At 39.1% G+C, this 13,652-nt stretch carries 8 protein-coding genes; 6 read left to right on the top strand and 2 right to left on the bottom strand.

Annotated features, from left to right (window positions below; all coding sequences use genetic code 11):
* Positions 1–122 precede the first annotated feature (122 nt).
* The 4 genes from FF52_RS22695 (at position 123) to FF52_RS22680 (ending at position 7,838) form a co-directional block, all read left to right on the top strand.
* Positions 123–1,652 carry a glycoside hydrolase family 28 protein gene (locus FF52_RS22695; protein ID WP_008469267.1) on the top strand — a complete coding sequence of 510 codons (1,530 nt, stop codon included), beginning with the start codon at positions 123–125 and terminating at the stop codon, positions 1,650–1,652.
* 180 nt (positions 1,653–1,832) lie between these two features.
* A complete protein-coding gene (locus tag FF52_RS22690) occupies positions 1,833–3,272 on the top strand; it encodes a glycoside hydrolase family 28 protein (protein ID WP_008469265.1) in 1,440 nt (479 codons plus the stop codon).
* An 89-nt stretch (positions 3,273–3,361) separates the two neighbouring features.
* On the top strand, positions 3,362–5,341 hold the full coding sequence (locus tag FF52_RS22685; RefSeq protein WP_008469264.1) for an alpha-L-arabinofuranosidase C-terminal domain-containing protein: 1,980 nt from the start codon (positions 3,362–3,364) through the stop codon (positions 5,339–5,341).
* Between the two features lie 25 nt (positions 5,342–5,366).
* The gene (locus FF52_RS22680) at positions 5,367–7,838 is read left to right on the top strand and encodes a glycosyl hydrolase family 95 catalytic domain-containing protein (protein WP_008469261.1); all 2,472 of its coding nucleotides are present in this window, start codon (positions 5,367–5,369) and stop codon (positions 7,836–7,838) included.
* A 482-nt stretch (positions 7,839–8,320) separates the two neighbouring features.
* On the opposite strand, the gene FF52_RS22670 is transcribed toward FF52_RS22680, so the two are convergent.
* Both FF52_RS22670 and FF52_RS22665 read right to left on the bottom strand, forming a co-directional pair.
* A complete protein-coding gene (locus FF52_RS22670) occupies positions 8,321–9,133 on the bottom strand; it encodes a ferritin-like domain-containing protein (RefSeq protein WP_008469259.1) in 813 nt (270 codons plus the stop codon).
* 23 nt (positions 9,134–9,156) lie between these two features.
* Positions 9,157–9,903, bottom strand: coding sequence for a ferritin-like domain-containing protein (locus FF52_RS22665; protein ID WP_008469258.1), 747 nt, complete (start codon positions 9,901–9,903; stop codon positions 9,157–9,159).
* Positions 9,904–10,179: 276 nt separating this feature from the next.
* On the opposite strand from FF52_RS22665, the gene FF52_RS22660 reads away from it, so the two are divergent.
* The gene (locus tag FF52_RS22660; RefSeq protein WP_008469257.1) at positions 10,180–12,372 is read left to right on the top strand and encodes a hypothetical protein; all 2,193 of its coding nucleotides are present in this window, start codon (positions 10,180–10,182) and stop codon (positions 12,370–12,372) included.
* Position 12,373: 1 nt separating this feature from the next.
* Positions 12,374–13,576: a Gfo/Idh/MocA family protein gene (locus FF52_RS23295; protein ID WP_008469256.1), complete on the top strand. Its 1,203-nt coding sequence runs from the start codon at positions 12,374–12,376 to the stop codon at positions 13,574–13,576.
* Positions 13,577–13,652 lie beyond the last annotated feature (76 nt).

Raw genomic sequence — 13,652 nt, 5'->3', positions numbered from 1 at the left:
CAAAGTTTATTTAAAAGGATTAAATTGAAAATTGCTCGCAAAAGCGTAAAGTTTATTAAGGAGAGAAGGTTTAAAAAAAAACTTAGCGACTTAGTGTCTTTGTGGCATAAAAAAAAATAGAAATGAAAAGAAATTTTGTAATCATACTGGTTGTTTTTTGTGTTTGCTTAACTGTTTCAGCGCAAAAAGTATTTGATATTAAAAAATACGGCGCTGTGGGAGATGGTAAAACTTTAAATACAAAAGCAATCCAAAAAGCCATTGATGCAGCTAATAAAAGTAAAGGCGGTAGAATTCTTTTTTCTAAAGGGACGTTTTTATCGGGAAGTATTGTTTTAAAAAGTAATGTAGAATTATTTTTTGAAGAAGATGCCGTTTTGTTAGGAAGCACCAACCCAGATGATTATCCGAAATATGAAGGAATAAGAGCTTTGATTATCGCAGCTGAATCTAAAAATATGGCGGTAAAAGGAAAAGGCATTATAAATGGACAGGGAAGAGAACTGGCTTTAGCAATTGATTCGCTGCATCACACGGGAGTTCGAATAGATCCGAAATATAATTACAGAAGAATGCGTCCTGAAGATGGAAGAGGAAAACTAATTTCGTTTGTAAAATGCGATTCGATCACAATGACTGATATTACTTTGAAAAATAGTCCAGGCTGGACACAATGTTTTAGAGAATGCAAGAATATTGTCATTGATTTTATGAAAGTAGAAAGCAGAGCGTATTGGAACAATGACGGAATTGACGTTGATGGTTGCGAAAATGTCCGAATAACCAATTGCAATGTGAACACTGCCGATGATGGAATCTGCTTGAAATCGGAAGTTCCGGGACTTCACAATAACAATATTTACATTGGAAACTGTACAATAAGATCGAGCGCCAATGCTGTGAAATTTGGAACAGGTTCTTACGGTAGTTTCAAAAATGTAACCATCGAAAATATCAAAGTTTTTGACACGTTTAGATCCGCAGTAGCGATTGAATCTGTTGACGGAGCCGAAATTGAGAATATCAAAGTTTCAGATATTACAGCTGTTAATACAGGAAATGCAATATTGATTCGTTTGGGGCATAGAAACGGAGATAAACCAGGATCTATTAAAAATGTATCGGTAAAAAACGTAAAAGTGCAAGTACCGTTTGGTCGTCCTGATATTGACTACGATATGCGCGGGCCTGAGGTTGATTATTTCCATAATCCGTTTCCATCTTCTATTGCTGGAATTCCGGGGCATTTAATTGAAAATGTGACATTAGAAAATATTGAAATCATTTATCCAGGAAGGGCATCCAAAGGAATGGCATATCATCCACTAAGCCGATTAAAAGATGTAAAAGAAAACATCAACGGTTATCCTGAATTTAACATGTTTGGAGAACTGCCTTCTTGGGGATTTTATGTCCGTCACGTAAACGGAATCGAAATGAAGAATATAAAACTGATTTTGGATAAAGAAGATTTCCGTCCAGCTTTTGTTTTTGATGATGTTAAAAATCTAACGATGAAGGCAATTGATATTCCTTCAGATAAAAACAATCAGATTGTTTTCAAAGATGTTTTGGAAAGCAATTTGGATAGCGAAGCTGCAAAAAGAAAAATAGAACCAGAACAGAATAAATTTGAATTGCCTGCCCATTAAGAGTTGGCCGCAAAGACGCTAAGAAGCAAAGTATTTTTGTTTCACGCAGATTGAAAAAATCTAAGCAGATTTAACAGATATTTTATAAAAAAAATCTAATTAAATCTGCCTAAATCTGAAAAATCTGCGTGAAAAAAACTTAGCGCCTTTGTGCCTTTGTGGCAAAAAAAAATAAAAAATATGAAAAAGAAATCGATCATCACGCTGCTAATTTTCTGCCTTTCGTTAACCGTTTCTGCGCAGAAAATCTACGACGTTAAAAAATATGGAGCAAAAGGAGACGGTAAAACCAATGATGCTGCAGCTATTCAAAAAGCAATCGACGCTTGCAGCAAAACGGGTGGAAGAGTTTTAATTCCAGCACCATTTACCTTTTTAGCAGGACCAATTGACGTCAAATCAAAAGTAGATTTGCATATCGAAGCGGGTGCGAAACTATTGGCAAGTCCAGATGAAAAACTCTATACAAAAAGTGCTTTCAGAACCAATCCGGGAGAAGGGACGATTTGGATTGGAGGAGAAAACGTGGAAGATTTCACCATTAGCGGAAGCGGGAAAATAGATGGAAACGGAGTTTCTTTTATGGGAGCAGAAGAAGATGACGCATATGTTTTAAAACCATTCAATGTTCTTGATCCAAGACCTCACGTATTGACGATTATCGGTGGTAAAAATATCAGAATTAAAGATGTTCATATCGGAAACTCAGCTTATTGGACAGTTCATTTGGTAGGCTGTAACGATGTAGTAATCAGTGGTATTACTTTATTGAACAGCTTGAAAGTCCGCAACAGCGACGGAATTGATTTGGACCATTCTAAAAATGTCAGAATCAGTGATTGTTATATTGAGAGCGGAGACGATTGCATCTGTTTGAAAAACAGAAGAGAATTTGAAGAATTTGGAGCTTGCGAAAATATTACAGTTACCAATTGTACTATGACCAGCAGCAGCTGTGCTATTAAAATTGGTTCAGAAAATATGGATGCTATTAGACAGGTTGTTTTCAATAATTGTATTATTAAAAACAGCAATCGCGCATTAGGGATTCAGAATCGTGACGAGGGAACGGTAAGCGATGTTATTTTCTCTAACATCATTATAGAAAGTAAATTAAACACGGATACTTGGTGGGGAAAAGCAGAACCGATTTATATAACAGCTTTCAGCAGAGCAAAAATAAATCATAAAGATGCCAATTGGCGTTTCCCGAAAGGAGCAACAGAAGGAAAAGTGGGCGAAATCAAGAATATTTATTTTTCTAATATCCAATGCACAGGAGAAAACGGTGTTTTTGTAAGCGGAGAATCTAAAGATAAAATCAAGAATATTGTTTTTGATAATGTGAGTGTTTTTATAGATAAAATTACATCCTTTCCAGGCGGATTGTACGACAGACGCCCTGCTAATGTAGAAGGTTTTGTAAAAGGAACCACTTCTGGTTTCTATTTTGATTCGGCAGAAAGCATTAAGGTTCAGAATTGTACCGTTCAATGGGGCAAAAATAAGCCAGATTATTTTAAATATGCAGTTGAAAGTAAAAACGTTGATGTTTTGAAAGTAATCAATTTAGATGGAGAAGCCGCTTTCCCAGATAAGTATGAGGCAGTTAAAAAGTAATTTATTCTTGAAAAAATAAGTGTAAAAATTACAATAAAGAGATGCTTTAAAAAGATTAATTAATAAATTGCAGATATAAAAACAATACAATGAAAATAAATTTAATTTCAACATTATTCATAGGAGGTTTGCTATTTAGCACTATTTATGGAAATGCTCAAAAAGCGGTTCTAGAGGTTGATGCTTCCAAAACGATAACTAAAATTCAGCCGACCATGTTCGGTTTGTTTTTTGAAGACATAAATTTTGCTGCTGATGGTGGACTTTATGCTGAAATGATTAAAAACAGATCTTTTGAATTTGAGAAACCTTTAATGGGATGGGAACAACCTAAAAGCAGTAGATCTTCCATGAATAAGGAATCCGGTATGGCTCTGCCCATCAACGTAGCGGCAAATAATACTAATTTTTGCAGGGTTGAAATTAATAATGACAAAGGTTATGCTTTAATAAATGAAGGTTTTAGAGGAATGGGAGTGAAGAAAGATGCGAGATACAATCTTTCGTTTAAGGCAGCTAATCATAAAGGAGCCATCAGAAAGATTATTTTCCAACTGATTGACAAAGATCAAAAAGTACTTGGAGAAACCAGTGTAGTTCCAAAATCTGATGAATGGACCAATTATACAGCACAATTTGCGGCAACTGAAACAGAAGCCAAAGCAAAGCTGAAAATCACTTTTGAAGGAACAGGAACAATTGATTTGGACATGATTTCATTATTTCCTGAAGATACTTGGAAGAATAGAAAAAATGGACTTCGTAAAGATTTAGTTCAGCTTTTATACGATGTAAAACCAGGATTTTTACGTTTTCCAGGTGGTTGTATTGTGGAAGGAAGAACTTTGTCAGATCGTTACCAATGGAAAAAATCTATTGGGAATGTTGAGGATAGAAAAACCATGATGAACAGATGGAATGTTGAATTCAATCATAAATTAACGCCAGATTATTTTCAAAGTTTTGGTTTAGGATTTTTTGAATATTTTCAGCTTTCAGAAGATATAGGGGCAGAACCGCTTCCAATTTTGAGCTGCGGAATGGCGTGCCAGTACAACACTGGAGAATTAGCATCCATAGACGAACTGAATCCGTACGTACAAGATGCTTTAGATTTGATTGAATTTGCAAACGGCGCTGTTACGACAGCTTGGGGAAAAGTTCGTTCAGATATGGGACATCCAAAACCGTTTAACTTAAAATATATCGGAGTTGGAAACGAGCAGTGGGGCGCTGATTATATTGAAAGATATAAAGTTTTTGAAAAAGCTATAAAAGCAAAATATCCAAATATCATTATTGTGTCAGGGAGCGGGCCTTCACCAGATGGTGAACATTTTGATTATGCAATGAAAGAACTGAAAAAGCTGAATGCAGAATTGGTTGATGAACATTATTACCAAAGCCCAAAATGGTTTAGGGAAAATGCTGGCCGTTACGATAATTATGATCGCAAAGGCCCAAAAATATTTGCTGGAGAATATGCGGCACAAAGTGTTTCTGGGGCAAATCCAAACAATAGAAATAATTGGGAATGCGCCTTTTCTGAGGCTGCTTTTATGACAGGATTGGAGAGAAATGCAGAAGTAGTGCAATTAACTTCTTATGCACCTTTAATGGCTCACGAAGATGCTTGGCAATGGACACCAGATATGATTTGGTTCAATAATCTTCAGTCTTATGGTTCGGCAAACTATTATGTACAGCAATTGTTTTCGACTAATAAAGGAACCGATTTATTAAGCATTACGCAAGATGGAAAAGCGTTAATTGGTCAGCATAATTTATACGCATCGGCTGTAAAAGACGTGAACAGTAAGGAAATTATTGTGAAATTGGTTAATACAGCTTCAACACCATCCGACATAAGTATTGATTTGAAAGGAGCGAAATTGGGGGCAAAAGGAAGTTTGATTAGACTGGTAAGTGCAAATTTACAGGATGAAAACACTTTTGCAGATCCCAAAAAAATCACGCCAAAACAAAGCGAATATAAGATTACGAAAGGGAGTCAGCAATTGAATCTTCCTCCGTATTCAGTAACAGTGTTAAAATTGAAAACGATTTAATTAATTTCATCAAAAAGTAAAATTCATGCTGCATCATTCTTTAAAAAAAAGCTTTTTTCTGCTCATTGCATTAGCAGGAGTTTCTGCTTCTGCGCAAAAAGATTTAAAACTGCAATACAAACAGCCCGCTGTTGAATGGACAGAGGCACTGCCTGTAGGAAATGGTACTCTGGGCGCAATGGTTTTTGGAAGGGTTGAAGCAGAGTTTATTCAGTTAAATGAAGCTACTTTATGGAGTGGAGGACCAGTTCATAAAAATGTAAATCCAGATGCTTTTAAAAACTTAGCTTTAATTAGAGAAGCGCTTAAAAATGAAGATTTTGAAAAAGCTAATGTTTTGACCAAAAACATGCAAGGACCATATAGCGAAAGTTTTATGCCTTTAGGAGATCTTATTTTAAAGCAGGATTTTGGCGGGCAAAAAGCGGCATCATACGATAGAAGCTTAGATATACAAACCGGATTAGCCGTAACAAGTTTTAATGCTGGCGGAGTAAATTACAAACGAGAAATCTTTGCTTCGGCTCCGGCACAATGTATTGTAATTAAGCTTTCGGCAGACCAGCTGAAAAAACTTTCTGTGACCATTGATGCGGCAAGTCTTTTAAAAAATCAGAAAGCAGTACAGAATCAAACATTAGTTTTAAAGGGAAAAGCACCTTCGCACGCCGATCCTAACTATATCGATTATAATAAGGAACCCGTTATTTATGAGGATGTAACTGGATGTAGAGGTATGCGCTTCGAATTGATTATAAAACCGGTTGTAAAAGACGGCCAAATAAGCTCTGAGGGAGATAAATTAGTTATCAAAAATGCCAGCGAAATTCTACTTTTCGTTTCCGCAGCGACAAGTTTTAACGGATTTGATAAATGTCCAGACAGTCAAGGAAAAGACGAACATAAATTTGCTGAAGCTCCAATAAAAAAAGTTGCTGGTAAAAAATATGATTCTCTATTAAAAGAACATATTGCTGATTTTCAAAAATTCTTCAATAGGGTTTCATTAATGCTAAACGAAAAAGAAACATCCAAGTCTGATCTTCCAACTGACATACGATTAGAACAATATGCAAAAGGTGAAAAAGATGCGGGTCTAGAAGCTTTGTTTTTTCAATTTGGACGATATTTACTGATTTCTTCTTCGCGTACGCATAATGCGCCAGCAAACCTGCAAGGAATTTGGAACAATAAGCTTCGTGCACCTTGGAGCAGTAATTATACGACCAATATTAATTTGCAGATGAATTATTGGCCCGTAGAATCGGGAAGTTTATCAGAATTGTTTTTTTCGCTCGACGAATTCATTAAAAATGCTTCTGCAACAGGAGCAGAAACAGCTAAAAGTTATTATCATGCCAACGGTTGGGTTTTGCATCATAACTCTGATATTTGGGCTATGACTAATCCGGTTGGAGATTTTGGAAAAGGAGATCCAATGTGGGCCAACTGGTACATGGGAGCCAATTGGCTGAGCAGACATTTATGGGAACATTATCAATATACTGGCGATAAAAATTACCTAAAAAAAGTATATCCCATTATAAAAGGTGCGGCAGAATTTAGTTTAGACTGGCTACAAAAAGATAAAAATGGCCATCTGGTAACAATGCCTTCAACCTCTCCAGAAAATATATTTTATTATGACGGCAAGAAACAGGGAACTGTAACAACAGCTTCGACAATGGATATCGCAATCATAAAAGATTTATTTGAAAATACCATTGAAGCTTCTAAGGTTTTATATGCCGATTTAGAGTTTAGACAGAAAGTCAACAGTGCGAGAGAGGAATTACTTCCTTTTCAAATTGGAAGTAAAGGGCAATTACAGGAATGGTATAAAGATTTTGAAGAAGAAGATCCGCACCACAGGCACACTTCACATCTGTATGCTTTGCATCCAGCCAATTTAATTTCTCCTCTTCAAACCCCAGAATTGGCTGCTGCGGCAAAGAAAACACTAGAACTTCGAGGAGATGATGGAACAGGTTGGAGTTTGGCATGGAAAGTAAATATGTGGGCGAGACTTTTGGATGGAAATCATGCCTATCAGTTATTCAAAAATCAATTGCGATTAACTAAAGATAATGATCCTAACTACAGCAGACACGGAGGCTGTTATCCAAATCTTTTTGATGCGCATCCACCATTTCAGATTGATGGAAATTTTGCAGGAACTGCTGGTGTAATCGAAATGCTGATGCAGAGTCAAAATAAAGAGATACATCTGCTTCCTGCTTTGCCAGATTCATGGAAAGATGGAGAAATTAAGGGAATTACAGCAAAAGGCAATTTTACTGTAGATATAAAATGGAATGAAGGTAAAATGAGCCAGACCACAATTGTGTCTAATATCGGAGGAACTTGCTCTATACGATCAGCACAACCATTTATAATTGAAAAGTTGAATGTCAAAAGTGAAAAATCGTCTATTGGTTACACTGCGGTTTTTGAGACTAAAAAGGGGACTTCTTATAGCATTACACCTTTAAAATAAGATTGTAATTTAATAAAAACAACAAAAACGAATTATAGTGAAAAGCAAATAAAATCTTTTGCCCAAACAGACAACAATGTCATTTAGAATAATAGCACATTAAGAAGCTGTAATTTCTAAGTGATATTCTGTAAGAAACGCCAGAGATGTTTTTGTTAATTTTGATATACATTGGTGTGGCAAAATGCTGTACAATCTGTCAGAAAAGAAACAGGGGACCGACGGGGTTCGTCTGAAGGTTCTGTACAATGATTTAGTTAATTTGCCCCATACCTTTTCAGGCACCCGTCGGCTGCCAAGAAGCTCCTTAATTTTTGAGGGGCTTTTTTGTTGAGAGGATTAAAGAAATCCTTAATTTCAATCAGGTTACGCGCAACTATATGATTGAGCGGTAGCACGTTTTCTGGTACTATCTGCTTGGCTATAAAGAAAACCGCCTGCATCTTTAGAACACAGGCGGCGGTTATTATTGTTTAAATTATTTAGACGATAAAGATGTTGGCTATATCCACTACTTGCTGGGTATTTAAAGGCTCATCGTAGGCTTCTGATCCTGCTGCAGCTCCAAACGCGGCAGCGGTATTAAATCCAGCTTGCACCGTTACGCCTTCTCCGTCATAGACGGCCTGAGTGGCAGCTGGCATTCCAGCACCTCTCTCGGCATTTGAAATCCAGCCTTTAAGACCTCTTAGTCTTCTAACCTCTGACGCATGGCGCGCTTCTACCGAATGGATCTGCAGAGCAGCTGTAAGCAGGTCCGGTGTTGTAATCAAGTTGGCGGCCTGTCCCTTGTAAGCTCTTACGCCAGTATCTTCAAAAGCTTGTGCCAAAGCTAGAAAAGTAGGATAGTCATTAAAAGGATCAAAAGCGCCTCCAACTGTAAAGTCAAAGGTCGGCTTAGCGACAAAATTGGCACTTGCTGTTCCTCCAAGTCCCGCAATAAGAAATTTAACATGGTCGGACTCGTGAGCTGAGATCTGCTGGAATACCTTTAAATCCCTACCGCCGTTCTCAGATGCTGGGATGACACCTGAATCCAGTGCCATAGCATAAAATTCATCTTCTAAGTATTCAAGGGTGAGAGCGAACTGCAGTGCACCTATTGGCGTTGCAGGAGTAGCTGTTATATCTTTGGCAAAAGCTTTGCTGCTCAAGGCAGAAAGCCCGAAAGGTATTGAGGCCATAGCCAGATTTTTTCCGATATTTCCAAACTGAGCAAAACTTTCTCTTCTGGTGCCCATGCTTTGCATTATGCGCTCATCGGCGAAGGATTCTATAAATTTTAGGATGTTCATAATTTCCAGTTTTTAAGTTAGCATTAAGGCAGGTATTTAGCGGTAAATTTAGTGGAGATAAATCCTCCAGCAATCGGAAGTATCTTTGAAGGATCCTTCGCATCATCTAGTCCTGTTGACATATTCACGATATCATCTCCTGCAAAATCCTTTGAATTAGGATTGATTAGGCTTCGGATAGCCGATGCGTGGCGAGCTTCTACCGAGACAATTTTTCCTGCCAGCAACAGATAATCGGCTGTTTTAATCAATCTCCCAGCTCCGTTATATGCGGCAACTCCCGTGTCTTCAAGCGCTTTGGCTGTAGCAAGGACTTCAGTGCGGCTGTTAAAGTTTAGAGAACCGTAGTTAAAAGAAAGTGTTGGCAGTAGTTGTGTGGACGGATTAGGAAGCGCTCCGGTTAAGGCAGCTTTAAAGAAATCTCTGTGCACCACCTCATGATGATAAAGATCAGTCAGTACTTCACGTTCTAAAGAACTGAACGCGCTGTTGAAGCTAGAGGCGTTAACGACTTTCGTGTAAAAGTCGGCTTCTAGCTGCTCTAGGGCATAGGCATAGGTGAGCACCCCGAAATCTCCCGAGCCTAAATCGAATACGCCATTGCGGACGCCCGGAAGGGTATCCTCCTGCATGGGTTGGTCATCATCACTGTCGCTGCATCCTGCGATAAGAAGACTTGCGGAGGCAAGTGCCAAACCGCTGAGCTTCAAAAAACTTCTTCTGCTGTCCAGGGACGGGTTTACTGCCTGGATTTTAACTTCGTTTTTCATAATCTAGTTTTTATTAGGTTAAACAACACTGGTTTAGTTCGCTGGTATTTAGGTATTAACGAAATTTTAGCAAGTACGGTTTTAAAATGAAACTCTTTTTTTTAAAACGTCCGCTACGCTTATGAAAAATGAAGATAAAGGAGTCTGAAACTCTGTTTATATTTTTAGAGCTAACGAAAAAAGGAGATTAAATTTATGTAAGGTTTCACAGGTATTATATAAGCAACAGCGTCATTTATGAGACAAATTTGATTTATTAATTTAAACATTATCGATATGCTTCATCCTGTTACGCCTTGGACAGCTACTGTTCAGGCAGATATTGTAAATGCCGAGTTGCTGCATGAAACCGCGCTTTTCGAGTACCAACTTCAGATATATAATGCTGGCGATTCCCTATGGCTTGCTGTGCAGTGGCCTAAATCTGGAAGAATGGCATTTAGACTGGCCTTTGGCATGAACAGCAATTTTTATAAAGTTCAGGTTAAGAAGCGGGAAAATGATTTGCTAATAGAAGCTTGGACTAGACTGGGACATTATACGGTCAGGCTTTGTTTTCCAGAAGCAGATTCAGCGCTGTTTCGTTATACTACCTCATTCACAGCGGCTTTTTCTCTACTGATTCCATTCTGGCCTCGAGATATTGTGCCACTAACCTATGACGGCAGGGTAGAGAATACCTCAGGGATCATCCATTCACATCAGCAGGGGGCGCGCTCAGGGCATATCTTTTTTAGCATGACTCGACCTGAAACAGGATCGGTCTTCTATTTCCAAAATCTAAGCGCCATGTCTGCCTACTGCGAGACATCGCAGACTTCGCTTTCGGAAACAGTCGGAGGAAGCTGGCCAGAAATAGGATTTGAATTTCCCGTAAACCGCGAGAAGCCTATCCCTGAGGGGATAGAATTTATTATATCGGATGCTTTGGTTTTGCTCGATGAAAAGATTATGAAGGAAGAAAGTCAGATGACCTCTGCGTTTTTAAATCATCTTAGCGTCATTTACAATCATATTGAAAAGCCTGAACCTGTTTATCAGGACTGGTTTGGTATCGCGGAGAAAGTTCTGGGGCAACTGCACCTGAATAAGGGGTGTTGGACAATGGCCAATAGTTCGCCTTTCTTGAATGCTTATGTATGCGATTATAAAACCCCTGCTGAAATTATGGTGCAGTTGGCTGTGAAGCTGCCTCTTCATGAATATTTAGCCTGGTCTGAAAGTTCCCATCCCATGTATGATGATCTGGATATGGGACTTGAGGACTTCTATGATGAGCGTGTTAAAAGCATCGTCCGCTGGCATCCCGCTCTTGTAGACCAGCTAGACAAATCTGAAGAGCAGAAACGTGAGATGGTGATGGATTCTTGGTATCTCCATCATCCGCTTTTAAATTTGGCGCGTCTAGCCCTTAGAGGGGATAAAATTGCAGAGAAGCTCTTTCTGGATTCCGTAGATTATGCCGTAAAGACCGCACGGCATTTTGACTATAATTGGCCAGTTTTTTATAAGATGACAACCTATGAGGTAATTAAGGCAGAAACCCAGCCAGGAGAGGGAGGGGAGAAGGATGTGCCAGGCTCATATGCTCATGTGATGTTGATGGCGTACAAGCTCACAGATGAAAAGCGTTTTTTAAATGAAGCCCTGCGTGCACTTAAAAGTTTAGAAGGGCTAGGATTTGACATTTTCTATCAGGCCAATAATACAGCTTTTACCGCCGGTGCATTGGCAGAGCTCTATCTCGAAACCAATGATGAGAAGTTCCTCAAGCTGAGCTATAGCTGTATAGCTGGCCTACTTAAAAACATGCAGATCTGGAGTTGCGGCTACGGTTACGGAAAGCATTTCCCCAGTTTCTTTTCGGTATTTCCCTTAGATGATGCGCCCTATACAGCAGCTTACGAAGAGTTTGAAGTCTATGCTGCTCTTCATCATTATATGGAAGTGACACAAAATATTGACATACTCCCAGCATTAAAAGTATTAATTCCTGAGTTCATCAAATATGCTTCAGCAAGGCTTGCCTATTATTATCCGCCATTATTGCCTCAGGATATGATTGCTCAAGACATTAAAACAGGGGAAGTGCAGAAAGAGCTATGGGTGCCTTTGGAAGACATTCACGATGGGTGGGAGAAATCTGGAGAAGTCGGACAGGAAGTTTATGGGGCAGGCCTCGCTTTCGGAGTGGTGCCCCGACAGTATTTTAGGCTAAAGGATCTTAATGCAATAGGCTTTATCAATTATCCTGCAGTAAAGTTCCGCTTCGCAAAAAAAAAGATCACCTTTATAGTAGCTGGAAGTCCAAAGTTTAGGGCTCTAATGAAAGTCAGCGGGCTTTCCAAAACTGCCGTATCAAAAATTAAGGTAGAGGTTAAAGAGAATTCCAAATATACCGAAATTAAAGCCGTCAATGGGAATGAATTTGAATTTCCTGGTGATGCGGCAGTAAGAATCAGCTGGTAATTTGGCTCATGCAAAAGATGGAACATTATTTTTAGAACAGATGCCCACTTGGGACTTAAATTTAAAAGATATGAAAACATATAAAGTAGGTATCATAGGCTATGGTGGATTTGGCCAATTTCTGCACCATTGGTGGGACAGGCTGGAGCAAATCGAGATAGTGGCTATCGCTGATACCACGGCAGGTCTTAAGACTGAAGGGAATTGTAAGTTGTATGGGAGTTGGAAGGAGTTGCTTGCAGATCCCCAAATAGATATTGTAAGCATTGTAACACCTCCTGCGCTGCATGCTGAAATGGCCTGCGCTGCCATGCAAGCTGGAAAGCACGTATTGCTTGAAAAGCCTGTTGCCATTAATCTGCTCCAAGCTGAGCGTATTCTGAAGGTCCAGGCAGAGACGGAAAAGATTATTACTGTTGACCATATGATCCGATATAATCCCATTATCCACTCTTTGATGGCACTCTCGGAAATCGGAGCGCTTGGAAAGTTGCGGCATGCCGCTGTACACAATTATGCACAGGATCAAGCTCTACCTGCGGAGCACTGGTTTTGGGATGAAAAAGTCTCAGGTGGCATTATGGTGGAGCATGGAGTACACTTTTTTGACATAGTAAGCGCACTTAGCCGTCAGAAGCCCGTAGAGGTTTATGGCACTTCTGATCAGCGCAATCAAAGGCAGAGAGACCGCATGTCAGCAATTGTCAAATATGATGATGGACTCCTAGGGGAATATCATCATGCTTTTTCCGGCCCTGGTTTTTTTGAACAGACTACTCTTCATTTGGCATATGATCTTGCAAGAATTGAAATCGAAGGCTGGATGCCAATGAAAGGCACTCTGAAGGCTCTTACCAATTCTTCAACTCGAAAAGCTTTTACTTCTCTGCCAGATTGGAAAGAAATTTCAGCAGAAGCGATTGGCTGTGGTTCTGATGACTCGAGGCCAGAAGGCTGGGGAGCAGCAGAGGCATTATCAGAGGAGAAAGATTCTGTAAAGGCTGGCGGAATATTTTATAAAGTAGACCATATAGTTTCGGGCAGTTTTGAAATTCAGAGGACCAAGGCAGAAGTGTACGGTAGATGCGTGCAGGAGCTTTTACTTGATGTCATTGCAAAGATTGAAAACAAAGAGCATGAGCTTGCCGTTACGCTCCAAGATGGAGTGCAGGCGTTGCGAACTGCACTTCTAGCTTCAAGATAGCTTAAGAGCAACCTTTAAAAGATGATTCTACGGAAATAAAAAAAGGAAACAGTGTGTTTTGCTGTTTCCTTTTTTA

Source organism: Flavobacterium sp. F52 (assembly GCF_000278705.1).
GTDB classification, from domain to species: Bacteria; Bacteroidota; Bacteroidia; order Flavobacteriales; family Flavobacteriaceae; genus Flavobacterium; species Flavobacterium anhuiense.
The sequence above is the reverse complement of the archived record's forward strand: the minus strand, read 5'-3'. Positions and strand labels throughout refer to the sequence as shown.

What these genes read in the sequence shown, in the direction of transcription:
- FF52_RS22660 (WP_008469257.1), top strand. Translation starts at nt 10,180, where the DNA reads ATGCTTCATCCTGTTACGCCTTGGACAGCTACTGTTCAGGCAGATATT.
- FF52_RS22665 (WP_008469258.1), bottom strand. Translation starts at nt 9,903, where the DNA reads ATGAAAAACGAAGTTAAAATCCAGGCAGTAAACCCGTCCCTGGACAGC.
- FF52_RS22680 (WP_008469261.1), top strand. Translation starts at nt 5,367, where the DNA reads ATGCTGCATCATTCTTTAAAAAAAAGCTTTTTTCTGCTCATTGCATTA.
- FF52_RS22685 (WP_008469264.1), top strand. Translation starts at nt 3,362, where the DNA reads ATGAAAATAAATTTAATTTCAACATTATTCATAGGAGGTTTGCTATTT.
- FF52_RS22690 (WP_008469265.1), top strand. Translation starts at nt 1,833, where the DNA reads ATGAAAAAGAAATCGATCATCACGCTGCTAATTTTCTGCCTTTCGTTA.
- FF52_RS22695 (WP_008469267.1), top strand. Translation starts at nt 123, where the DNA reads ATGAAAAGAAATTTTGTAATCATACTGGTTGTTTTTTGTGTTTGCTTA.
- FF52_RS22670 (WP_008469259.1), bottom strand. Translation starts at nt 9,133, where the DNA reads ATGAACATCCTAAAATTTATAGAATCCTTCGCCGATGAGCGCATAATG.